The organism is Roseivivax sediminis (genome assembly GCF_900112685.1).
GTDB classification, from domain to species: domain Bacteria; phylum Pseudomonadota; class Alphaproteobacteria; order Rhodobacterales; family Rhodobacteraceae; genus Roseivivax; species Roseivivax sediminis.
The window spans coordinates 102,676-124,729 of sequence record NZ_FOMS01000003.1; the positions used below are offsets into that span (position 1 = coordinate 102,676).

The 22,054-nt window shown below is 70.3% G+C and carries 25 protein-coding genes; 8 read left to right on the top strand and 17 right to left on the bottom strand.

Translation table 11 applies throughout. The features are described 5' to 3' along the window. Positions 1-251: 251 nt before the first annotated feature. From F3H57_RS06095 to F3H57_RS06130, 9 genes are read right to left on the bottom strand one after another with little or no spacing between them, the layout of a single operon-like run. Positions 252-644 carry a CBS domain-containing protein gene (locus F3H57_RS06095; protein WP_149755009.1) on the bottom strand — a complete coding sequence of 131 codons (393 nt, stop codon included), beginning with the start codon at positions 642-644 and terminating at the stop codon, positions 252-254. Next, positions 641-817: a hypothetical protein gene (locus tag F3H57_RS22100; protein WP_188129614.1), complete on the bottom strand. Its 177-nt coding sequence runs from the start codon at positions 815-817 to the stop codon at positions 641-643. The genes F3H57_RS06095 and F3H57_RS22100 overlap by 4 nt, the downstream gene beginning before the upstream one ends. Before the next feature lie 16 nt (positions 818-833). Further along, positions 834-1,814, bottom strand: a complete 981-nt coding sequence (locus tag F3H57_RS06100) for an FAD:protein FMN transferase (RefSeq protein ID WP_149755010.1) — start codon at positions 1,812-1,814, stop codon at positions 834-836. Between the two features lie 10 nt (positions 1,815-1,824). Further along, on the bottom strand, positions 1,825-3,048 hold the full coding sequence (nqrF, locus tag F3H57_RS06105) for an NADH:ubiquinone reductase (Na(+)-transporting) subunit F (protein ID WP_149755011.1): 1,224 nt from the start codon (positions 3,046-3,048) through the stop codon (positions 1,825-1,827). Then, entirely contained in the window at positions 3,045-3,659 is a 615-nt protein-coding gene (gene nqrE / locus F3H57_RS06110) for an NADH:ubiquinone reductase (Na(+)-transporting) subunit E (protein WP_149755012.1), read from the bottom strand. The genes nqrF and nqrE overlap by 4 nt, the downstream gene beginning before the upstream one ends. Beyond that, positions 3,656-4,321 carry an NADH:ubiquinone reductase (Na(+)-transporting) subunit D gene (locus F3H57_RS06115; protein ID WP_149755013.1) on the bottom strand — a complete coding sequence of 222 codons (666 nt, stop codon included), beginning with the start codon at positions 4,319-4,321 and terminating at the stop codon, positions 3,656-3,658. The genes nqrE and F3H57_RS06115 overlap by 4 nt, the downstream gene beginning before the upstream one ends. 3 nt (positions 4,322-4,324) lie before the next feature. Continuing rightward, positions 4,325-5,119, bottom strand: a complete 795-nt coding sequence (locus F3H57_RS06120; RefSeq protein WP_149755014.1) for an FMN-binding protein — start codon at positions 5,117-5,119, stop codon at positions 4,325-4,327. Continuing rightward, on the bottom strand, positions 5,106-5,888 hold the full coding sequence (locus F3H57_RS06125) for an RnfABCDGE type electron transport complex subunit D (RefSeq protein WP_149755015.1): 783 nt from the start codon (positions 5,886-5,888) through the stop codon (positions 5,106-5,108). The genes F3H57_RS06120 and F3H57_RS06125 overlap by 14 nt, the downstream gene beginning before the upstream one ends. Continuing rightward, entirely contained in the window at positions 5,885-7,153 is a 1,269-nt protein-coding gene (locus F3H57_RS06130) for a Na(+)-translocating NADH-quinone reductase subunit A (RefSeq protein ID WP_149755016.1), read from the bottom strand. Before F3H57_RS06130 ends, F3H57_RS06125 begins: the two co-directional genes overlap by 4 nt. Positions 7,154-7,318: 165 nt before the next feature. On the opposite strand from F3H57_RS06130, the gene F3H57_RS06135 reads away from it, so the two are divergent. From F3H57_RS06135 to F3H57_RS06145, 3 genes are all read left to right on the top strand, one after another. Continuing rightward, on the top strand, positions 7,319-8,503 hold the full coding sequence (locus tag F3H57_RS06135) for a cytochrome c3 family protein (RefSeq protein ID WP_149755017.1): 1,185 nt from the start codon (positions 7,319-7,321) through the stop codon (positions 8,501-8,503). A gap of 35 nt (positions 8,504-8,538) precedes the next feature. After that, positions 8,539-9,705, top strand: a complete 1,167-nt coding sequence (locus F3H57_RS06140) for a cation:proton antiporter (protein ID WP_149755018.1) — start codon at positions 8,539-8,541, stop codon at positions 9,703-9,705. 262 nt (positions 9,706-9,967) lie between these two features. After that, on the top strand, positions 9,968-10,498 hold the full coding sequence (locus F3H57_RS06145; protein ID WP_149755019.1) for a cell wall hydrolase: 531 nt from the start codon (positions 9,968-9,970) through the stop codon (positions 10,496-10,498). A 10-nt stretch (positions 10,499-10,508) separates the two neighbouring features. Here F3H57_RS06145 and mmsB read toward each other — a convergent pair whose 3' ends face one another. The 3 genes from mmsB to F3H57_RS06160 are packed head-to-tail and all read right to left on the bottom strand — an operon-like array spanning position 10,509 to position 13,569. Next, a complete protein-coding gene (mmsB, locus tag F3H57_RS06150; RefSeq protein WP_149755020.1) occupies positions 10,509-11,381 on the bottom strand; it encodes a 3-hydroxyisobutyrate dehydrogenase in 873 nt (290 codons plus the stop codon). Beyond that, positions 11,378-12,430 carry an enoyl-CoA hydratase/isomerase family protein gene (locus F3H57_RS06155; protein ID WP_149755021.1) on the bottom strand — a complete coding sequence of 351 codons (1,053 nt, stop codon included), beginning with the start codon at positions 12,428-12,430 and terminating at the stop codon, positions 11,378-11,380. Before F3H57_RS06155 ends, mmsB begins: the two co-directional genes overlap by 4 nt. Then, positions 12,427-13,569: an acyl-CoA dehydrogenase family protein gene (locus tag F3H57_RS06160; RefSeq protein WP_149755022.1), complete on the bottom strand. Its 1,143-nt coding sequence runs from the start codon at positions 13,567-13,569 to the stop codon at positions 12,427-12,429. The genes F3H57_RS06155 and F3H57_RS06160 overlap by 4 nt, the downstream gene beginning before the upstream one ends. A 238-nt stretch (positions 13,570-13,807) precedes the next feature. On the opposite strand from F3H57_RS06160, the gene F3H57_RS06165 reads away from it, so the two are divergent. Then, positions 13,808-14,470 carry a hypothetical protein gene (locus F3H57_RS06165; protein WP_149755023.1) on the top strand — a complete coding sequence of 221 codons (663 nt, stop codon included), beginning with the start codon at positions 13,808-13,810 and terminating at the stop codon, positions 14,468-14,470. A 156-nt stretch (positions 14,471-14,626) separates the two neighbouring features. Here F3H57_RS06165 and F3H57_RS06170 read toward each other — a convergent pair whose 3' ends face one another. After that, positions 14,627-16,126 carry a CoA-acylating methylmalonate-semialdehyde dehydrogenase gene (locus tag F3H57_RS06170; RefSeq protein WP_149755024.1) on the bottom strand — a complete coding sequence of 500 codons (1,500 nt, stop codon included), beginning with the start codon at positions 16,124-16,126 and terminating at the stop codon, positions 14,627-14,629. Between the two features lie 279 nt (positions 16,127-16,405). On the opposite strand from F3H57_RS06170, the gene F3H57_RS06175 reads away from it, so the two are divergent. The 3 genes from F3H57_RS06175 (at position 16,406) to coaD (ending at position 18,974) form a co-directional block, all read left to right on the top strand. Continuing rightward, positions 16,406-17,854: a fused MFS/spermidine synthase gene (locus F3H57_RS06175; RefSeq protein WP_188129615.1), complete on the top strand. Its 1,449-nt coding sequence runs from the start codon at positions 16,406-16,408 to the stop codon at positions 17,852-17,854. Positions 17,855-17,967: 113 nt separating this feature from the next. Beyond that, positions 17,968-18,405 carry a CBS domain-containing protein gene (locus F3H57_RS06180; protein WP_149755239.1) on the top strand — a complete coding sequence of 146 codons (438 nt, stop codon included), beginning with the start codon at positions 17,968-17,970 and terminating at the stop codon, positions 18,403-18,405. 68 nt (positions 18,406-18,473) lie between these two features. After that, entirely contained in the window at positions 18,474-18,974 is a 501-nt protein-coding gene (coaD, locus tag F3H57_RS06185; protein ID WP_149755025.1) for a pantetheine-phosphate adenylyltransferase, read from the top strand. Here coaD and F3H57_RS22105 read toward each other — a convergent pair. After that, entirely contained in the window at positions 18,965-19,123 is a 159-nt protein-coding gene (locus tag F3H57_RS22105; protein WP_188129616.1) for a hypothetical protein, read from the bottom strand. The genes coaD and F3H57_RS22105 overlap by 10 nt on opposite strands. 225 nt (positions 19,124-19,348) lie before the next feature. Here F3H57_RS22105 and F3H57_RS06190 point away from each other — a divergent pair, with 225 nt between their 5' ends. Then, positions 19,349-19,588 carry a hypothetical protein gene (locus tag F3H57_RS06190; RefSeq protein WP_149755026.1) on the top strand — a complete coding sequence of 80 codons (240 nt, stop codon included), beginning with the start codon at positions 19,349-19,351 and terminating at the stop codon, positions 19,586-19,588. A gap of 166 nt (positions 19,589-19,754) precedes the next feature. Here F3H57_RS06190 and gap read toward each other — a convergent pair whose 3' ends face one another. The 3 genes from gap to F3H57_RS06200 form a co-directional block, all read right to left on the bottom strand. Continuing rightward, entirely contained in the window at positions 19,755-20,759 is a 1,005-nt protein-coding gene (gene gap, locus F3H57_RS06195; protein ID WP_149755027.1) for a type I glyceraldehyde-3-phosphate dehydrogenase, read from the bottom strand. Positions 20,760-20,851: 92 nt separating this feature from the next. Further along, a complete protein-coding gene (locus tag F3H57_RS22110) occupies positions 20,852-20,995 on the bottom strand; it encodes a hypothetical protein (RefSeq protein ID WP_188129617.1) in 144 nt (47 codons plus the stop codon). A gap of 66 nt (positions 20,996-21,061) precedes the next feature. Next, a complete protein-coding gene (locus F3H57_RS06200) occupies positions 21,062-22,045 on the bottom strand; it encodes an aldose epimerase family protein (RefSeq protein ID WP_149755028.1) in 984 nt (327 codons plus the stop codon). Between the last annotated feature and the right edge of the window lie 9 nt (positions 22,046-22,054).

The following is a 22,054-nucleotide window of genomic DNA, read 5'->3' on the forward strand; positions in this document are numbered from 1 at the left end:
GCTCGGCGTAGGCGAAGAGAATACGGCGGGCCGGCCTCTCGTGGCGCAGACATCGTTCGTCGCCAGAAGATCGGCTGTCGGGGAGCCTGGGTGACGCCGCCGGAGAATCTCGGTAGATCGACGCGCCCAGCGAACGGGGCACAGGCCCGCCCGATGGGATGGCAGGATTCGGTCGACCGCGCGGCGCCGCCCCGCGCTTCGATCGTGATGGAGAAAGTGAGCCGCCCGGATTTCGGATGCCGCACCGGCGGTCAGCCGATCCTGAGGAGCAGCGCAAGGACGTCCGAGCGGTCCAGAAGCCCCGCGTAGCGTCCGTCGTCAAGCACCGGAAAGATCCGGTGAGGGTGGCTCAGGAACATCTCCGCCGCGCGGATGATCTCGTCCGCGGCATCGACCGCCACGACATCCGTCGCCATCCGGTCGGCAACGCGTCCCGTCCATTCCCGGTGGTAGCTGGCGTGCAGGGCCGGCGCGAAGCAGTCCTTCTGGCTGAGCAGGCCGATCAGCCGGCCATCGTCAGACAGCACCGGCGCCACCGCCGCGCGCGCCTCGGTCAGGAGCGCGGCGGCGCGGCGGATTGGCATGTCGGGGACGAGGCCCGGCGCATCGGTGCGCATGATGCCGCGCACACGGTAGGCGCTCATCGGTCGCTCTCCGGGCGGGTGCGATGCTGCAGCGGGCAATCGGCGCAGCGGGCGATCGCGAGCCCCTCGGCGGCGGCGCAGCTCGTCCGGACGGGGCCGCGCCCGAGCATCAGGCCGAGCCCGATGCCCGCCGCCGCGAGCGTCACGAGCAGGACGGCAATGAGGATTTCCATGGCTCTGCTCCTTCGGTCAGAGGATCAGCGCGGAGATGGCACCGCTGCGCATTTCGCGTAGTCGTCCATCGTCCTCGAACAGGAACAGCGCGTCGATATCGTGGGTGCGGGCGATGTCCGGCCCGGCCGTGTCGCCCGCGGCGAAGAGCGCGGTGGCCCAGCCGTCTGCCGTCATGGCGTCTGTGGCGACCACCGTCACGGAGCGCAAGGCGCCGGTCGCGGGGGCGCGGGTTCCGGGGTCTATGATGTGGCCGTAGCGTCGCTGCCCGAGCACGTAGCTCTGCGCGATTGTGCCGGAGGTGGCAACGGCCGTCCCCGTGGGCAGGCGCAGCGCCGCGGGCGCCGGCAGGCCGGGGATCGGCGCCTCGACCGCGACGCGCCAGTCGCGCGCTTCGGGGTGCTGGCCGACCGCCACGAACTCCCCGCCGAGATCGAACAGCAGGTCGGTCATGCCGGCCTCGCGCAGTAGCTCTGCCGCCCGGTCGAGCGCCCAGCCTTTCGCGATGCCGCAGGGATCGAGCGTGAGATCGCCGCGCGACTTGGTCACGCCGTGCGGGCCCACCGACAGCGCACGCCAGTCCGGCGCGCCGCCCCGCGCGATCGGGCCGAACCCCCAGCGCGCGACGAGTGGTCCGATAGTGGGTTCGAAGGCGCCCCCGCTGCGCCGCGCGATGTCGAGGGCGGCGGCGGTCACCTCGGTCAGCGCCGGATCGGCGGTGGCGGCCCCCGCCGGCGCGGCGTTGAAGCGGCTTACGGCGCTGTCCGTCCGCCAGGGCGAGAGCTGCGCGTCGATTCCGGCGAACAGCGCATCCAGCGCCGGGGCGAATTGCGCGATGCCCACGCCCGGCGGCGCGGTGATCCGCCAATCGGTGCCGAAGGCCCGCCCCGAGAGCGTCCGGGCCGCGCCGCCACCGATCGCCGCGGCGGGCAGAAGCAGCGTGCCGCCGATCAGGCCGAGCGCGGCGCGTCGGGACCAGTCCTTGCCGGGTGTCGTCATCTCAGGCTCCTCATGCTCCGAAATCGTCGTAGAAAATCGCCTCGGGCTCGACGCCGAGCCGGTCGAGCGTGGCGAGCACCGCCGAGATCATCGCGGGCGGCCCGCACAGGTAGTATTCGCATTCCTCGGGCGCGGGATGCGCGCGCATCTCGGCAAAGAGGATCTCGTGCACGAAACCGGTCGCACCGCCCCAGCGGTCCCCCGGCGCGGGATCGGACAGGGCGGGCGTCCAGTCGAAACTGTCGTGCCGCCCGGCGAGGGCGGTGAACTCGTCCGAATAGAACAGGTCGGCGGCGGAGCGGGCACCGAAGAAATAGCGGATCCGCCGCGAGGTGCCTTGCGCCAGCTCCTGGTGGATCATCGCGCGCAGCGGCGCCATGCCGACGCCGCCGCCCACGAAGACCATCTCGCGTCCGGTGGGCTGCGCATGGAACTCGCCGAACGGCCCCGACAGCGCAATCCGGTCGCCGGCGCGGAGCGAGAACAGCCAGGATGACACGAGGCCCGGCGGCAACTCGTGCTCGCGCCCCGCCGGCGGCACGGCGAGCCGGATGTTGAACACCGCGTGCCCGGAATCCTCGGGCCGCGAGGCGAGCGAATAGGCGCGCGTGACCTCGGCCACGGAGGCGAGTCGCATCCGGCGCCATCCCGCGATCTCCCAGGCCTCCGAGAAGGCCGGGTCGAAGTCGAGCGTGGCGAAATCGAGCGCGTAGGGCGGCGCCGTGATCTGCATGAAATCGCCGGCCCGGAATTCCGTCGGCTGCTCGGGCGGCAGCTCGACGACGATCTCGCGGATAAGCGGCGCCAGCATCCGGGTGGAGGAGACGGTGCCGAGAACTCCGCCGCCGGCGCTGAGGATGTCGTCCGGCACCTCCACGGCGCAATCGCCGCGCAGCCGCGTCTGGCAGGCAAGCCTGACATGGGCGCGGCGCTCGCGCGGGGACAGAACTCCGCGTTCGGTCGCCTGCGGCTCGCCCGCACCCTCCCCGGTGACGGTCACGCGGCAGAGCCCGCAGGTGCCCGATCCGCCGCAGGCCGCCGGGATCGCGACCCCGGCGCCGTGCAGCACCGACAGAAGACCGTCGCCGCGCCGCGCGACGAGGTGCAGCCCGTCGTTGACGGTGACGTCGAGCCCGGTATCGGGCACCAGGCGCCGCCGCAGCGCAAGCAGCCCGACGCTCATCCCGACGACGAGCGCGACGATGATCGCGATTCCCAGCACCACCTCGGTCATTGCGCCGCCGCCATCTGCGAGAAGGCCGCAAAGCCCAGCGACATCAGCCCGGTCAGCACAAAGGCGATGCCGAGCCCCCGCAGCCCGGGCGGCAGGTCGGCATAGGCCAGCCGGGTGCGGATCGCCCCCAGCATCGCCACCGCGACCGCGAAGCCGAGACCGCTGCCGAGCCCGAACACCGCCGATTGCGCGAGCGTGTAGCTGCGCTCCACCATGAAGAGCGACCCGGCGAGGATCGCGCATTGCACCGTCAGGAGCGGCAGGAACACCCCGAAGGCCGCGTGGATCGACGGCACGAAGCGGTCGAGCAGCATTTCGAGCAATTGAACCGAGGCCGCGATCACCCCGATGAAGGCGATCAGCGACAGATAGGACAGGTCGATCTCCGGCAGGCCCGCCCAGGCCCAGGCGCCGGGCGCCAGGAGGTAGCTGTAGACGAGGTGGTTGAGCGGCACGGTCACCCCCAGCACGCCGGTCATCGCCACGCCGAGGCCAAGCGCCGCCTCGGGCCGGCGCGACAGCGCAAGGAACGTGCACAGCCCCAGGAAGAGTGTCAGCGGCATGTTGTCGACGAAGGCCGCGGTCAGGAAGAGTTCCCACAGTCCGGTCATTCTGCCGGCTCCGTGCTCGGGGGCGGCGTGTGCTCGCGCGCCTCGGATTGTTCGGGCAGGATCGTGCGCACTGCCCAGACCAGAAGGCCCAGCAGGAAGAAGGCCGAGGGCGCCAGCAGCATCAGGCTCAGCGGTGTGAACCAGCCGCCGGCATCGGCCAGCGGCAGGATGGTCCGGCCGAACAGTTCGCCCTTGCCGAAGAGCTCGCGCAGGCCGCCGATCGTGACCAGCACCAGCGAATAGCCAAGCCCGTTTCCGAAGGCGTCGATCATCGCGGGGAACGGGGGATTGTGGCGGGCGAAGGCCTCCGTCCGCCCGAGGACGAGGCAGTTGGTGGTGATCAGCCCGACATAGACCGACAGCGCACGGCTGATCTCGGCGAAATACGCCTGCAGGACCTGGTCTATGACGATGACCAGCGAGGCGACGATGACGATCTGGACGATCAGGCGGATGGTGCCCGGGATATGCCTGCGGATCGCGCTGACAAGACCCGCCGAGAGCGTCAGCACGATTGTCAGCGCCACCGACATCGTCACCGCGGTTGCCAGCGTCGTCGTCACCGCGAGCGCCGAGCAGATGCCGAGGATCTGCAGCGTCACCGGGTTCTGCCGGACCAGCGGGTCGGTGAGCGTGCTCCAGGTGGCGCGCGCGGCGGTCATGGCTCAGAACTCCCCACGCGCGATGGCGTCCAGCAGGGGGCCGTAGCCCTCCGGCCCGAGCCAGAAGCGGACCATCTGCGTCACTGCGCGCCCCGTGCGGGTCGCGCCGGTGATGCCGTCGACCTCGTGCATCCCCGAGGCAGGGCCCTGCGCCACGCGAAAGCGCGTCTCTCCGCTGTCGTCGCGCAGCTCGGTTCCCGGAAAGGCCGCCTGCCAGGCACGCTCCTCGATCCGGCCGCCGAGGCCGGGGGTTTCGGAATGGCCGGTGATGGCGACGCCGGCGATCGTGTTCATGTCCTCGCGCAAGGCGAGGATCGCGTCGATCCGGCCGCCATAGCCCTGGCCGCTGAGCGGCAGCAGCACGAGCGACACGCTGTCCCCGTCCCGCAGCAGGTAGATCTGGGCATAATCGGGACGCCGGCCGAGGCCCGCGATGTCCTGCCCGGCGCCGAGCGTCGTCCAGTTGCCGGGATCGGCGAGCGTGGCCTCGAGGTTCGCGGGCGTCACGTCCTGCGCCGCGCGGCCGTTCTCGAGGTTCACGACCACGGTCGAGAGTGTGCCGCCGGACTCCTGCAGGAGGTCGGCCATGCCGGGAATGTCGTCCACCAGAGCGGCGATCCGGGCCTGCTCCTCGGCGGCGCGGTTCGCGGTCTGGATCGGCCGCAGCACCACGGTCGCGCCGCTGACCAGCGCCGCGCACAGCGCCGAGACCAGGAAGGCCACCATGACCGTCTTGGTGCGGCTTTCGTTGGGCAGGGCCAGAACGCGGCGCAGGGGGTTCCAGTCACGTGCGGCCATGGCGTCCCTTTCTGCGTGCGGTCCAGAGCGCGAGCGCCGCTTCGTCCAGAAGCGGCGCGACGAGCGAGGTCAGCAGCGCGGCGCTGACGGCGATCTGCGCGGGGGCGGCACCGGCCCAGCCCCGCGCGAAGAGAATGACGAGCGCGGCATAGAGCGCGCCATTGACCCAGCGGCCCGGGGTCGTCGCCGCGCTGGCGACCGGGTCGGCGACCAGAAGGACGAGGACGATGCACGCGGCGAACAGCACCGCCTGCGGCACCGCGCCGAGAAGAAGGGCGGCGGCGCCCAGGCCGGCGGCCCCGGCGAGGACCGCGGCCGGCATGGTCCCCGTTGCGATGCCGATCAGGGCCGCGGGGATCGCCGCCCAGGCGACGGGGGCGTCGAAGCCGGGCCAGGCGAAGGCTGGGAACCCGAAGCCGAGAAACGACAATGTCACGGTCGCGGGATGCACGACGTTGCGGCCCCAGCCGCCGAACACCAGTTCTCCCAACACGACGCCGAAGCTGAGGCCGAGGGCGAGGCGGATCACGCCGAGATCCTCCGGCGCCAGCATCGCGACGGCCAGCGCCACGATCATGCCCGACAGCGACGGCGCCTGCGCGCGCGCCAGCAGGAACACGACATGCCACACCGCGACGATCACCGCGGCGAGGGCAAATCTGCCGAGCGCCTCCGCCCCGCCATGCCAGGCCCAGAACAGCGCCAGCGGCAGGTAGGCCGCAAGCAGCATCAGCGCGACGGTCTCGCGCGTCCACATCCCCCGCGTCATGCCGCGAACTCCGTCCTGATGCGATCCAGCATGGCGCCGAGCTGCGCGGACAGGCGACCGCCTTCGCCCAGCACGTAATCGGCGAGGGCCACGTCCTCCTCCAGCAGCGACAGGAGACCGAGGCGCATCGCGCTCTCGTCGTCGCCGGCGCCGAGAGCGCGCACGAACGGCGCGGCCGGCAGCGCGGCGCCGAAAGCCTGGTTCAGCGCGGCCGTCGGGATCGCCGGCGTCCCCAACCCGGGACGGCGCAGCGCGGCGGTCAGCCAGTGCGTCGGCCGGACGTCGCGGGATGTCGGCAGAACGGTGATCTGTCGGTGCCGCGGCGCGAGCCACCGTGCCGGCCGCCCGTCGAGTGCGGAGCCCGAGATCAGCTCGTGCGGGCCGGGCACGACGAGGCGCTGGGTCAGCTCGCGCAGGTCGGCGCCGGGATGGGTGCGCACCGTGCGCGCCGTGCGGAGCGCCGCGCCGCCGATCCGGACGAGCCGGGTCATCGGCAAGACGCCGGTGGCCAGCAGCGCGCCGAGTGCGGCGACATCCTCGGCATGCAGGTCCCAGACCGGCGCGTCGAGGCCCGCCGGGCAAAGCCGATGCACGCAAATCCCGGCGGCGCCCTGCGGATGACGCGGCCCGCGTGGGACGACGCGCGCCCGCTGGTCCGACAACAGGTGCCAGCCTTCGGCGGCGTCTGAGGGCGCGCAAACGATCACCGGCCCCTGACTGAGATGTGCCAGGGCCTCCAGCCCGTGCGCGAAGGCGTCTTCCTGTCCCTCGATCGCAGCGCGCGGGTCGGGTGCGCCGGGCCGGGTGTCGGTGGCCATCACCACGACGGCGAATGGCACCTCCTCTGGCGCGGGCATGCCGCCGAAGGGCCGGCGACGCAGGCGCGGCCAGAAGCCCGCCGCCTGCATGAGGCGGCGCAAGCCGGCATCATTGTTCGTCGCGGACGTATCGTGGCGCTCCGCCGCGTCGCCGGGGTCGCTGTAGAGGACGATCTCGGACAACTTGCGGCCCGGCAGCAGCGAGATGCGCGCCACACGACCGGCCACCGGCGCGGCGAAACGGACCTCGGGGTGGTGGCGCAGACACGCCACGGCGGCGCCGCGCGCGACGCTGTCGCCTTCCTGCAAGAGCGGCGTGACATGAAGCGATTGGCCCACGGGCGGGCAGATGGCTGCCTCGTCGGTCCGGACTTCGCTCACGCCCGCCTCTTCCGGTGGCGATGCGAAAACCGGATTCAGGCCCGCACCGCTCCAGGGAAATCTCATCCTGCCCCCGATCTTTCCGGCGGCCCGCTGTCTCCGGACCCTGCCGGGCGGAAGGGTATCATCGGCTTTGCACCCGCAGAATGATCTGGATCAATTCCGGGGCGGGCCTTCGCCGTTAGGATGCCCCCAAAATCGCCGCAGCTCTGCAGAGGGAGACGACAGATCATGCCGTTGCCGCACAATGCCTTGCCAAGACCGCTCCTTGTCGGCGCGGGTGTCCTGGCGCTTCTGCTGGGGAGCGGGGCGTTCGGCCAGAGCGTACCCGAGACCGCCGAGACCGAGGACGACGCTTCGGTCGTGCCGTTCGCGCTGCCCCAGTCCGGGCCGTTCGAACCGGCCGACATCGAGATCGAGAACGACCAGGCGATCGCCGACTGGTTCCGTTCGGCCCATGCCAACGCGGCCGCGGAGGCGTTCCGGCACTGGGACGAGGAGGGAGAGATCGAATCCAGCTGCGCGACCTGCCATTCGGGCGAGGGCTTCCGCGATTTCCACGGGCTCGACGGCAGCGAGGCGGGCGTCGTCGACGGCCCGATCGACGTCGGCGGCGTCGTCGATTGCGGTACCTGCCACAATGCCGGGCTGGCGCAGATCTCCGAGGTGACGCTGCCCAGCGGCGTCGCCCATCCGGTGCAGGGCGTGGAAGCCTCGTGCCTGACCTGCCACCAGGGCCGCGCGGCCGGCGGCGACGTCGAGGAGGCCGTCGCGGACCTTGCGCTGGACGAGCCGGACCCGTCGCTGCGCTTCATCAATCCGCACTACGCGACGGCCGCGGCCACCTGGCTCGGCGGTTACGGTGCCTCGGGCTACCACTACGAGGGCCGCGACTATTCGGGGCGGTTCTTCCATGCCCGCCCGGTGGAGAGTTGCAATTCGTGCCACGAGCCGCACACGCTCGAGGTGGAGTTCGAGCCCTGCCTCACCTGCCACCAGGCCGACAGCCCGCAGGACATCCGCATCTCCCGCCAGAGCTACGACGGCAGCGGCGACACTTCCGTCGGCATCCGCTCCGACATCGAGGCCAATGCCAACCGGCTGCTCGACATGATCCGCGCCTATGCCGACGAGGTCGCGGGCGTGCCGATGATCCACGACGGCACCCGCTATCCGTATTTCTTCACCGATGCCAACGGCGACGGCGCGGTGGACATGGCGGACGGCGCTCCGGTCGCCTATGGCGCCTGGACGCCGCGCAGCCTGCGCACGGTCTTCAACTGGAAGCTGGTGACCTCCGATCCCGGCGCCTACGCGCACAATCCGGCCTACGCGCTGGAGCTGCTGCACGATTCCATCGCCGATCTCGCCGGACCGCTCGGCATCGACATGGACGCGCTGGACCTGCTCCGCTAGGCGGCAGGCGAGCCGGTTAGAGGACGCGACCGGGAATGGATCAGGCCGATCTGCTGGTGACGCTCGGCGTGCTGTTCGCCGGTGGCCTGGCCGCGCACCAGATCGGGGTGGTCACGCGGCTGCCGCGAGTGACGCTGCTTCTGCTCTTCGGGCTGGCTGTCGGGCAATCCGGGTTCGGCCTGCTGCCGGCAGAGGCGAACGGATGGTTCGAACTGATCTCCGTCGTGGCGTTGACCATGGTCGCATTTCTGCTTGGCGCGGACCTCACGCGCGACAACATGGCCCGGCACGGCCGTGCGATCCTCGCGATCTCGCTCGCCGTCGTGGCCGGAACCACGCTGATCGTCTGGGCCGGACTGTCGGCGCTCGGGGTCGATCCCCGGCTGGCGCTGCTTCTCGGGGCGACCGCGACCGCGACCGACCCCGCGGCGATCGCCGACGTGATCCGTCAATCGGGGCGCCGCACCGGCTTTACCGAGACGATCGGCGGAATCGTGGCGATCGACGACGTCTGGGGACTGATCGTCTTCAGCGTCTGCCTCGCGCTTGCGCATCCCTCGGGCGACTGGGCGACGCCTTTCATGGTCGCCGGCCGCGACATCCTCGGCGCGGTGGCGCTCGGCCTCGTGATCGGCGCGCCGTCGGCCCATCTCAGCGGGCGGCTCAAGCCGGGTGAGCCACTGCAACTGGAGGCGTTCGGCATCGTGTTCCTGACCGCGGGGCTCGCGCTCTGGCTCGAGGTGTCTTACCTTGTGGCGGGCATGACGGCGGGTGCGATCATCGCCAACTTCGCCCGCCATCACGACGTCGCCTTCAACGAGATCGAGCGGATCGAGCTGCCGTTCATGCTGCTGTTCTTCTTGCTCGCCGGCGCGTCGCTGGAGGTCGATGCGCTCTGGGCGCTGGGCTGGATCACGGCGGCCTATATCGGCCTGCGCATTGCCGCGCGTGTGCTGAGCGGGGAAATCGGCGCCCGGCTCGGCGGCCTGCATGGGGCCGAGCGGCATTGTTACGGGCCGGCGCTGTTGCCGCAGGCAGGGGTGGCCGTCGGCATGGCGCTTGTCGCGGCCGAGACGTTTCCGGAGTGGGCCGTGCCGATCATGACCCTGACGATCGCATCGACCGTGGTGTTCGAGATCCTCGGTCCGCCGGCCACGCTGGCGGTGATCCGGCGCCTGAGCCGGCGTGGGGACGGCGGCTGAACCCCGCGCGATGGCCGAACCCCGCCGATGTGGGGAGCGGGCCGGATCGGGACGATTCTTGCCGCCCGCGCTGGCCCGTATCCGGCCTGCGCATCTGCATTGACATGCATGATGTTCCGGCCCGAGCCGAACTCGTCTCATCGGGCGCGGCCCGCAAGCGTTGCGGAGGATGGCAAGACCAGCACGATCGAAGCGTTGCGGCCGGGGGCGGCTCGGCGCTATCGTGCGGCCCGAGCCGATAGCCACAGGAGCCGACCGCCCGATGCCCCGATCCACGACCCGGATGCGCTGCGCCGCCCTGATCGCCTGTCTCTCCCTGCTTGCGGCCTGTGGCGGCGGGGGGCAGAGCGAGCGGATGCGTCTGCCGCTGCGCGCGAGCGAGGTCGATTGCATGGCACGGGCGATGTACTTCGAGTCGGTCAGGTCCAGCCACGACGGCATGACGGCCGTCGGCACGGTGGTGATGAACCGCGTCCAGTCGCCCGAGTTCCCCGACACCGTCTGCGCCGTGGTGGGCCAGCGCGGGCAGTTCGCGCCCGGTGTCATGTCGCGGCGGATGCGCGGCGAGTCCGAGCTGCTCGCCCGGGCGGTCGCCTCGGAGATCCTGCGCGGCGAGCGTCACCCGATGGTGGAGAACGCGCGCTTCTTCCACGCCGCGACATACAACGCGGGCTATAACAACATGCACTACGTGCTGACCGCCGGCGGCAACGCGTTCTACGAAAAGCGCAGTCCGCAACGCGTCACGCAGCCGGTGCCGCTCGCCCCGCTCGAGGGGATTACCGGCCGTTGAGGGGCACCGGTCAGCCGCGCCCGCGCCGCTCGAACCTCGGCAGCATGGCCGAGAAGTCGCGCCCCGCGCCGTCCTCCTCCTCCACGAAGCGGGCATAGAGCGCCGCCGCCGCGGTGCCGAGGGGCGTGTCGGCATCCGCCTCTTCGGCGGCCTGCATGGCAAGGCGCAGGTCCTTGAGCATCAGGTCCGCAGAAAACCCGGGTCGGTAGTCATTGTCCGCAGGTGAGGTCGGGCCGATGCCCGGCGCCGGGCAATAGCTGTTCATCGACCACGAAGACCCCGAGGAGGTCGAGACCACGTCGAACATCGCCTGCCGGTCGAGCCCCAGCTTGTCGGCGAGCGCGAAGGCCTCGCAGGTGACGATCATCGTCGCGCCGAGGATCATGTTGTTGCAGATCTTGGCCGCCTGACCGTTCCCGGACGGGCCGCAATGAACGGCCTTTTTCCCCATGATCTCGAAGAGCTCCAGCGCGGTCTTGAACCCGGCTTCGTCGCCGCCGACCATGAAGGTGAGCGTGCCGGCCTCGGCGCCGCCGACGCCGCCCGACACCGGCGCGTCGAGCGCAGAGAGCCCGGCGGCCTGCGCCGTTTCGGCCACCGCGCGGGCGCTGGCCACGTCGACCGTGGAGCAGTCGAGATGGACCGCGCCGCGGCGCATGGCGGGCACGATTTCGTCCGCGACGGCGCGCAGGATTGCGCCGCTCGGCAGCATGGTGATCGCGACATCGGCCGCGCGGACGGCGTCGGCGGCGCTGCCGGCCATGGTCACGCCCTCGACGGCAACGGCTGCCGTGTCGAAGCCGGTCACCGCATGTCCCGCGGCGGCGAGATTGCGCGCCATCGGCGCGCCCATGTTGCCCAGCCCGATGAACGCGATCTTCATGGTGCCGCCTTCCAGTCGTGAAAGTCGAGCGCGACCTCGGGCACCGGCTGCAGCATGGCGGTCACATCGGTCTGCGACAGAGTGCCGATCTCGTGCCGCCAGCGCGGTGCGCGGTCCTTCTCGACGATCATCGCCCGGACCCCTTCGAGGAAGTCGCCATGTTCCAGCGCCCGGTGCGTGAAGCGGTATTCGAGCTCCAGCGCCTTGCGGATGTCGGCGGAGCCGAGCTTCATCCGGTGCAGGATGTCGAGCGCCGCGCCCATCGACAGGGGCGCACTGCGCTCCATCGCCCTGAGTGCCTCGGCGGCAAGATCGCTGTCGTCGCCGCGCAGCCGGTTGACGATGCCGTGCAGCGTCTCGCCGCCGAAGAGCGCGTCGATATCGCCGCGCTTGCCGGGCAGGGTGGCTTCGGGCGGAGTCGTCGCGACCTCCGTCACCGCGTCGGGCTGGCCGGTCTCTTCCAGTCGCGCGATGAGGTCGGGCCAGCGCGCCTCGGGCACGTAGAGATCGGCAAAGCCCGCGTTGATCGCGTCGCCCGGTCCCATCCGGGCGCCGGTCAGCGCGAGGTACTCGCCGATATGCCCTTCCGTCCGCGCAAGAAGGTACGACCCGCCCACATCGGGCACGAGCCCGATCGCGCATTCCGGCATGGCGACCTGCGCGGTCTCGCCCACCACGCGGTGCGAGCCGTGGCACCCCAGCCCGACGCCGCCACCCATGGTGAACCCCTGCAGGAAGGAGAACACCGCCTTGGGATATTCCGCGATCATCGCGTTCATGCGGTATTCGTCGCGCCAGAAGAGCCGCACCGCGTCGCCGTTGCCCGCCTTCGCCTCCTGATAGACCCGGCTGACGTCGCCGCCGGCGCAGAACGCCTTGTCCCCTTCGGCATCGAGGATCACGAGGTCGATCTCGGCGTCCGCGTTCCAGTCGATCAGCGCCTGCATGACCTGCCGGCACATGTCGTGGCTCAGTGCGTTCAGCGCCTTCGGCCGAGTGAGGGTGATCCGTCCGGCGCGGCCCTCCTTGCGAACGGTCAGGTGGCTCATGCCGCCTCCAGCATCTTGCGCGCCACGATCAGGCGCATGATCTCGTTTGTGCCTTCCAGGATCTGGTGCACGCGCAGATCGCGCACGATCTTCTCGATCCCGTAATCTGACAGATAGCCGTAGCCGCCATGCAGTTGCAGGCACCCATCGGCGACGCGGCTGCCCGCCTCGGTCACGAAGGCCTTGGCCATCGCGCAGCGCTTGGTGGCGTCGTGCGCCCCGGTGTCGAGCGCCCAGGCCGCCTGGCGCAGGAAGACGCGCGCGGCCTCGATCTCGATCTCCATCTCGGCAAGGCGGAACTGCAACGCCTGGAACTGGTCGATGGGCCGTCCGAACGCGTGGCGTTCGCGCATGTAGCCCAGCGTCGCGTCGAGCGCCGCCTGCGCCGCCCCGAGAGAACAGGCCGCGATGTTCAGCCGCCCGCCGTCGAGCCCGGCCATGGCATAGCGAAAACCCTGGCCCTCTTCGCCCAGGAGGTTCTCGGCCGGGACCTCGCAGCCGTCGAGCCGCACCTGCCGGGTGGGCTGCGCGCGCCAGCCCATCTTGTCCTCCAGCCCGCCGAAGCTCAGCCCCTCGGTCCCGTCCTCCACCAGCATCGCGGAAATGCCGGCCGGCCCGTCCTCACCTGTGCGGCACATCACGATATAGGCGTCGGAATAGCCGCCACCGGAGATGAACGCCTTCGTGCCGCTCAGTTGCCAGCCGTGGGTCGTGCGCTCTGCCCGCGTCCTCAGCGCCGCCGCGTCGGAGCCCGAGCCCGGTTCGGTCAGGCAATAGGCCAGCACCGTGCGCATGGTCAGGGCGGAAGGCAGCACGCGATCTCGCAGTTCCGTGCTGCCGAAGCGGTCGATCATCGCCGCGCACATGTTGTGGATCGACAGGAAGGCGGCAACCGACGGGCAGGCCATCGACAGCGCCTCGAAGACCAGCGTGCCGTCGAGCCGGCCGAGCCCTGCGCCGCCCGACTCCTCGGACACGAAAAGCCCGCCGAAGCCCAGTTCGGCCAGCCGCGGCCAGAGCGCGCGGGGGATCGTGCCTTCCTTTTCCCAGGCCAGCGCGCGGGGGGCGATCTCGGCCGCGCCGAAATCCCGCGCCATGTCGAAGATCGCCTCCTGTTCGTCGCTCAGGCTGAAATCCATGGGGCCTCCCTCCGCCACGTCGCGCTGTGCGCAATTTGTCTCAGGCCGGGCGAGCCGTGGCAAGCGGCGGGCGCGGATGGCGGGCTGTAACACGGCGTGAGCGGCGCTGGCGGGTTGTCGCCGGGCGAGGGGCTGCCCGCCGGGGCCGGCGGAACGATGGCCACGTTCCGGCGGTTCTCAGCCCGATCCCGGCGCGGCGCCCGTGCCGGAGACACGACATAGCGAAAGGACCAGATCCATGACCCGCAAGACCTCGATCCTCGCCCTTGTCAGCGCCGGTGCCCTGACCGGCTTCGGCCCCGCCGCGGTGGCCCAGAGCGCCGGCAGCGTCACCTGCGAGGAATACCTGCTGATGGACGAGCGCACCCAGGGGCGGATCGCGCTGGAGATCGTCGATACGCCCGAGGGCATCGCCACCACCACCGACATTCCCGGCAACGTCGCTGTGGGCACCGTCGAGGGGCTGGTGACCGCCTGCGAACTCAACCCGGAACGCACCACGGCCGAGATCGCCGCAGAAATATTCGACGACAAGGACGGCGACGGCGTGCCCGAGATGCCGGCCTCCGGGGACGACGGCTTCGCCGGTACGGCGGAGGTGGACAGCTTCGAGGACGGTGCAGCGGCGCCGACCGATGAAGACCTGTCCGAGGACGAGGCGGTCGGTGACGTGCCCGAGGCGGACGAGACCTCTGACGACGGCACCCAGGCCGAGGCAGACGCCGATGTCGGTGACATGGAGGCCGGCGCCGACGGCAGCGCGACCGACGACGGGACGTCGGGCGAGGGCACCGGCGGGGCAAACTCGGACTCTGAGACTGACGCCGGGTCTGACGGTTCGGGAAGCGATGGTTCGGACGGCTCGGACGGCGGCGGTTCGGACGGTGGGGACGAGTCCTGAACGCGCCAAAGATCGCACATGATCGGTGCACGGCCACGGCCTTGCTCCGATCTTCACGCAACGGTCATCTTCCCATTCCCGGGGCAGGGATGGTGCCGCCGGGCTGAATAGGAAGGGGCGAACTCCTTGGCGCCGCCCCTTCCTGACGGAGGGGAGTCAGTCCATGGCCTTGAAGTTGAACTCGCCGCCATCCTTGATCCCTGAGGGCCAGCGCGCGGTCACGGTCTTGGTGCGGGTGTAGAACTTGAAGCTGTCCGGACCGTGCTGGTTCAGATCGCCGAAGCCGGATTTCTTCCACCCGCCGAAGGTGTGATAGGCCAGCGGCACCGGGATCGGCACGTTGATCCCCACCATGCCCACGTTCACGCGATTGGCGAAATCGCGCGCAGCATCCCCGTCGCGGGTGAAGATCGCGGTGCCGTTGCCCATCTCGTGATCCATGGCCAGGCGGAGCGCCTCGTCGTAGCTGGCCGCGCGCACGGTCGACAGCACCGGGCCGAAGATCTCCTGCCGGTAGATGTCCATGTCGGGCGTCACGCGGTCGAACAGGTGCGGGCCGACGAAGAAGCCGCTCTCGTAGCCCTGCAGCTGGAACTCGCGCCCGTCGACGACGAGCTCCGCGCCCTGGTCGATGCCGCTCTGGACGAGGCCGAGGATCTTCTCCTTCGCCGCCGCGGTGACGACCGGGCCGTAATCGACATCCTCGCCGGCTGTGTAGGGGCCGACCTTCAGCTTCTCGATGCGCGGCACCAGCTTGTCGATCAGCCGGTCGGCGGTCTCATCGCCCACCGGCACGGCGACCGACACGGCCATGCAACGCTCCCCGGCGGCGCCGTAGCCGGCGCCAACCAGCGCGTCCGCCGCCTGGTCCATGTCGGCATCCGGCATGACGATCATGTGGTTCTTGGCGCCGCCAAAACACTGCACCCGCTTGCCGTTCGAGCAGCCCCGCCCGTAGATGTATTCCGCGATCGGGGTGGAGCCGACGAAGCCGACCGAGGCGATGCCCGGATGGTCGAGGATGGCGTCCACCGCCTCCTTGTCGCCGTTGACCACCTGCAGGACGCCTTTCGGCAGCCCGGCCTCCTCCATCAGCTCGGCCAGAAGCAGCGGGCAGGACGGATCGCGCTCCGACGGTTTGAGGATGAAGGCGTTGCCGCAGGCCAGCGCCGGGGCGAACATCCACATCGGGATCATGGCGGGGAAGTTGAACGGCGTGATGCCGGCGGACACGCCGAGCGGCTGGCGCATGGAATACATATCGATTCCGGGTCCCGCGGCATCGGTGAACTCGCCCTTCAAGAGCTCCGGCGCGCCGATGCAGTATTCCACCACCTCGAGCCCGCGCTGCACGTCGCCCTTGGCGTCGGGAAAGGTCTTGCCGTGCTCGCGGCTGATCGCCTCGGCCAGGCGGTCCATGTTCTCGTTCAGCAGGTGCACGAACTTCATCATCACCCGTGCCCGCCGTTGCGGGTTGGTCGCCGCCCAGGCCGGCTGCGCCGCGGCGGCGATGCGCACCGCCGCGTCCAGCTCCGCCGACGAGGCAAGCGGCGTGCGGGCCTGCACCTCGCCGGTCGCGGGGTTGAAGACGTCGGCAAAGCGGCCGGACGTGCCCGCCGTGCGCGTGCCGTCGATGAAATGGGTCAGGTCCTGCATGGGCGTCTCCTTGAAGTCTGCACGCGAGGATAGGCGGGCGGAATTGCCGGCAACAGGGGGAAAGCGCGAAAAACGCGCTCCGGTCGCCGCGATCGGAGCACCCTCGACCGGCATACTGCGCTCGCCTGCTTCTTTGGGCCGGCAAATACTCCGGGGGTGTGGGGGCAGAGCCCCCGCGCACGGGCGCGCCGGTGGCGCCTTTCCTTGCCGCGCCACATGGGCGATCACGCGCGGGGCGGCGCGGCGCGCGCCCCCCGAAAAACCACGATGGAGGGCGACATGCGGTTCTGGATCACGATCGGCCTGATCACGGTGCTCTCGGCGGTCGGCCTGACCTACGAGATCGCCGCCGGCCGAGTCCTCGCGCCCTTCTTCGGCACCTCGCTTCTGACCTGGACGGCGGTGATCGCGACGATCCTCGCCGGTTTTTCGCTGGGCAGCGCGCTGGGCGGGTTCGTGGCCGAACGCCCCCGCCGCGCCGCCGTCGGCCTTGTCCGCATGTCGCTTGTGGCCACGGCCGTGCTGATGGCGCTGTCTCCGACGCTGCTCGGACTGCTGCACGGCTGGGGCGCGCGCGGCACGGAGGGGATGCTGCTGAGCGTCGTGGTCGCGTTCTTCCCGGCCTCCGTCTGCGTGACGATCCCGTCCCCGTACCTCGCCCGCGTGGCCATCGAGGCGCGCCCGGGCCGGGAGGGCTCCTCGCTCGGACTGGTGCTGGCGGCGGGATCGCTCGGCGCCATCGTCGGCGCGATCCTCGCCGGTTTCGTCGCGCTGCCGCTGATCGGCTCCACGGCGACCTTTGCCGGATGCGGCATCGTGGCCGTGCTGTGCGTGCCGCTGGTCGCAGGCGGTCCGCCGGGCGGCGGCAGCGGGCCGCAATCCGGCGTCGTGCTCGCGGCCGCTGCCTTCGTGGTCTTCGCTGGCGTCGCCGGCGGGCCGGCCTGCATGTACGAATCGGGCCTGTCCTGCCTTCACGTGGAGCGGCGCGGCGGCGAGGTCCGGCTCTATTCCGACCGGACCATACAGGCGGCCGAGAAGCTGTCGCCGGCCGGCGACAGCCTCGCGCTGTCCTACACGGCCTGGCTCTGGGACCGGCTCGACCGCGACCTCGGTCCGGCGCCCGAGGTCCTCTTCGTCGGCGGAGGCGGCTACACGCTGCCGACGCGGCTCCTGGCCTCGCGCCCCGCGGCGCAGGCCGTCGCCGTGGAGATCGACCCGCTCGTCACCGATGTCGTCCGCCGGCACATGCCGCGCGCCAGCGAGATGATCGCACGGGCCGGCTACGAGGCGCGTGGCGGCACCACGGCCGGGGAGGGGCGTCTCGGCATCGTCCACGCTGACGGGCGGGTCTATATCGAGGAAACCGGCCGCCGCTTCGACGCGGCGGTAATGGACGCGTTCTCCTCGGGCTCGGTTCCCGCCCATCTCGTCACGCGCGAGACCTACGAACGGCTTCGGGCGATCGTGGACGGCCCGGTCTACGTAAACCTGATCGACCGGCCGGACGGCCCGCTGGCGCGCGGCGTGCACGCCATCCTCGACGGTCTCTACCGCCATGTCCGCGCGCTGCAGGGGCCGCTGAGCGCCCGCGGCCGCGGCAACGTGCTGCTGGCCGCGTCGGACAGGCCGCTCGCTCCGCTGGACAGCCTGCCCGGGGGCTACGCACCCGTCAGCCTCTCGCCCGCCCGCGCGTTCACCGACGATCGCGGATGGGTCGGCCATCGCTAGGCGCCTCGCAACGGAATGCCGGCCGTGCCGTCTTGCGCAAAGGTAGGTGTTGACAGCAACGCCCCGTCAAGTGGACCTTTTCCGGACAGCCCATGGCAAGGGAGACCGCCGCGATGCAGGTTCAACACATCCTCAAGAGCAAGGCCGACGACGGTGTCGTCACGGTGGCGCCGGGCACCGCGCTGAAGGACGCCGCCAAGATCCTGGCGGAGCGGCGGATCGGCACCGTGGTCGTCTCCGAAGACGGCGAGACCGCGCTCGGCATCCTGTCGGAGCGCGACATCGTGCGCTGTCTGGCGCAGAAGGGCGCCGCCTGCCTCGACGAAGGCGTGGAGGTCTACATGACGCGCGAGCTTCAGACCTGCGGGCGGTTCGACGCCGGCGACGAGGTGCTCGCCCGCATGACCGAGGGGCGGTTCCGCCACATGCCGGTGATCGAGGACGGCAAGATGATCGGCCTCATAACCATCGGCGACACCGTCAAGGCGCGGCTGTCCGAGCTGTCTATGGAAAAAGACGCGCTCGAGGGCATGATCACCAACAACTGGTAGCGTCACCGCCTCTTGCATTCGCGGGCGCAATATCGTTGCGTGCGCCGACGGCCAAGAGGGAGGCGCCGATGCGAACCGGACTCTATCCCGGTACATTCGACCCGATCACGCTGGGGCATATCGACATCATCCGGCGCGCGGCGGTGCTCGTCGACCGGCTGGTGATCGGCGTCGCGATCAACCGCGACAAGGGGCCGCTCTTCGATCTGGAGACCCGGGTCGCGATGATCGAGGCCGAGTGCAAGACGCTCAGCGTCGAGACCGGGGCGGAGATCGTCGTTCATCCGTTCGAGAACCTGCTGATCGACTGCGCCCGCGACGTCGGTGCGCAGGTCATCGTCCGCGGTCTGCGCGCTGTGGCCGACTTCGAGTACGAGTTCCAGATGGTCGGCATGAACCGGGCGCTCGATTCGTCGATCGAGACGGTGTTCCTCATGGCCGAGGCGCGACACCAGGCAATCGCGTCGAAGCTGGTGAAAGAGATCGCGCGCCTCGGCGGCGACGTGACCACCTTCGTCACGCCGCCGGTGAAGGAAGCTCTGGTGCGGCGCTTCGAGGCTCAGCCATAGACCGCTCGGCGGGCGACGCTCTTTTCCGCGCCCGCGATGTCGAGGTCGAGCCGCGTGTCGAGCGGCAGGGCGCGCAGCTCGCGGAGAGTGCGGCGATAGGCAGCACGCTTGCCGAGGCGGGTTGTGAATCCGTGCAGGGCGCTGGACATTGCGGTCCCCTTTCCTTTCGGTGTCTGCGGTACAGGCCCGACATGGGCGATGCTGCGGCGCAGCGCAACGTCGGACACCCGAAGGCCGCCATGCGCGAGATGCAAACCGTTCCGGTTAACCGTGTCTCAATCCCAATCAGCTAGGCTGCCGGCATGTCGCGCGCCGCCCCGCGCGCCGCCTGCATCGCGCGCCGACCCGCGCGCCCGCCTTGAAGGAGACATGCGATGGACGGATCCCGCCTGATTGCCGCACCTGCGGCCGACTCGGTCCAGGGACTCGAAAAGCGGCCGGCCGCGCGCCCGGACACGCCGCGCGCCGACTTCACCGCCACGCTGGCGGCGGAGACTCGCGCCGGCCTCTCGCTCGAGGCGCCGTTCCGCGCCCCGCCGCCGGTCGAGACCAGGATCCTTCCAGAGGCGCCGGACGGCTACGGCGATGCGCGGGGCGCGTTCGGCTACGAGTGATGCGGCCCGGCCCAAGGACGCCGGGGGCGGCACACCTGCGCAGGTTGCCCCCGGTCTTCATCTGCCCATAAATATCCCGGGGAGCGCGAGGGGCTGGCCCCTCGCTCCGCCGCGCGGGGCCTGGCGCCGGACGCCGGCACGCCAGGCGCAAAGGCCCCGCCCGATCTCAGCCGAGCTTGCCCATCGCCACGGCGGTGTCCGACATCCGGCTCGAGAAGCCCCACTCGTTGTCGTACCACGACAGCACGCGCACGAAATTGCCGTCCATCACCTTGGTCTGGTCGGTCGCGAAGATCGACGAGCGCGAATCGTGGTTGAAATCCTGGCTGACCAGCTTGTGGTCGGTCACTCCGAGGATGCCCTTGAGAGGACCTTCCGCCGCGGCGGCCCTGATCGCCTCGTTGATCTCTTCGGCGGAGGTATCCTTGCCCGCCTCGAAGGTGAAGTCGACCACCGACACGTTCGGCGTCGGCACCCGGATCGCCACGCCGTCGAGCTTGCCGTTGAGGTCGGGCAGAACCAGGCCCACGGCCTTCGCCGCGCCGGTCGAGGTCGGGATCATCGACAGCGCCGCGGCGCGCGCGCGGTAGAGGTCCTTGTGCATCGTGTCCAGCGTCGGCTGGTCTCCGGTATAGGAATGGATCGTGGTCATGAAACCGCGCTTGATGCCCACCGCGTCCTGCAGAACCTTCGCCACCGGGGCGAGGCAGTTGGTCGTGCATGAGGCGTTCGAGACCACCTTGTCGCCGGCGGTCAGGCTCTCGTGGTTGACGCCGTAGACGACGGTCTTGTCGGCGTCCGCGCCCGGCGCGGAGATCAGGACGCGGGTGGAGCCGTTCTCCAGATGCGCGGCCGCCTTGTCCTTCGAGGTGAACAGGCCGGTGCATTCCAGCGCCACGTCGACGCCGCCCCAGGGCAGCTCCTTGGGATCGCGAATCGCAGTGACCTGCATCGGGCCGCGGCCGACATCGATCGTGTCCTCGCCGACGGTCACCTCGACCGGAAAGCGGCCGTGCACGCTGTCGTATTGCAGCAGGTGGGCGTTGGTCTCGACCGGGCCGAGATCGTTGATCGCCACGACCTCGATGTCGGTGCGGCCCGATTCCACGATGCTGCGCAACACGTTGCGCCCGATTCGGCCGAAGCCGTTGATGGCTACCTTGATGGTCATGACGTCAGTCCCTCCGGATCCGGTGGTTTTTCCGTTATCGCTAACGAGCAAAGCCCGCCTCGCATGTCAAGGTGGACCCGCCGGCCCGCCGGTCAACGCCAGAACGCCATCCACTCCAGCAGGTCCAGCCCCTTGCGGCCCAGGAAGGTCAGGTGCTGGCCGTCCCAGAGCGTGACGTCGCCTACGATCGCCCCCAGGATGGCGAGACCGAGGACGATGGCAAGGGTATTGGTCACGGACGGCGCACTCTCCGGGTCTCGGCCTGTCCAGAGATGCCAGAGCCGGCCCGTGCTGTCCACGCCTCAGCCGGCGCGCGCGAAGGCAAAACGCGACAGGGCGCGGTATGTCTCCCCGGGAAAGAGATCGACCTGCACGCGCATCCCCTGGTTGGCCGCGTCCACCCAGGCCTGAGGCTCGAGCGCGAGGCCCGCGCGCGGACCGTAGGCGCGTCCCTCGATCCCGAGCCCCTGCGCCACCTCGATGCCGCCGCCGTCGTAGACCTGGAGTCCGGGTTCCGAGGTGGCGATGCGCATCTCCACGCCGCCGGCGGCGAGGCGCAGCACCTCGCGCGGGGCGCGTCGCGTGTCCGCCAGGCAGAAATTGTGGTCCACCCCCCAGGGCGGCACAGCGGGGGTGCGCAGATCGAAAGACGTGCCCTCCACAGGCACCGGCGGGCCGAGCGGTATCTTGCGCGCGTCGATGTCCTGGAACCGGTCCGCGTCGATGGTCAGCAGGTGATCGTCGATGCTCTGCTGTCCCGACAGGTTGAAGTAGCAATGCGAGGCGAAGTTGCAGAGCGTCGGCGCATCCGTCTCCGCGCTGATTTCGATCTCCAGCGTGCCGCCGTCGAGCGCGTAGCGCACCCGCACGTCGAGCGTGCCGGGAAAGCCCATATGCCCGTCCGGAAGGGTATCGGCAAAGACGACGTGCGTGTCGCTCTCTTCCTCGATCCGCCAGAGGCGGCGGCCGGTGCCGTCCTTGCCGCCGTGCAGCGTCTGCATCGCGCCCTCGTTGAGGTCGAAGCGGCAGGTCTCCCCGGCAATCTCGGCGGTGCCGTCGCCGATCCGGTTGGCCACGCGCCCGACGATGGCGCCCATGTAGGGCACTTCGCGCGCATAATCGGCCACATCGTCATAGCCGAGCACCAGCGGATGTCCGACTCCGGAGAGTCGCAGGTCGCGCACGGTGGCGCCGTAGCTCAGGAGCCGCACCGACAGCGTGCCGTTCGACAGCCTCACCTCGTGGATCGGGCGTCCGCCCGCGGTCTCTCCGACGATCTGTGCCATCACGCTCTC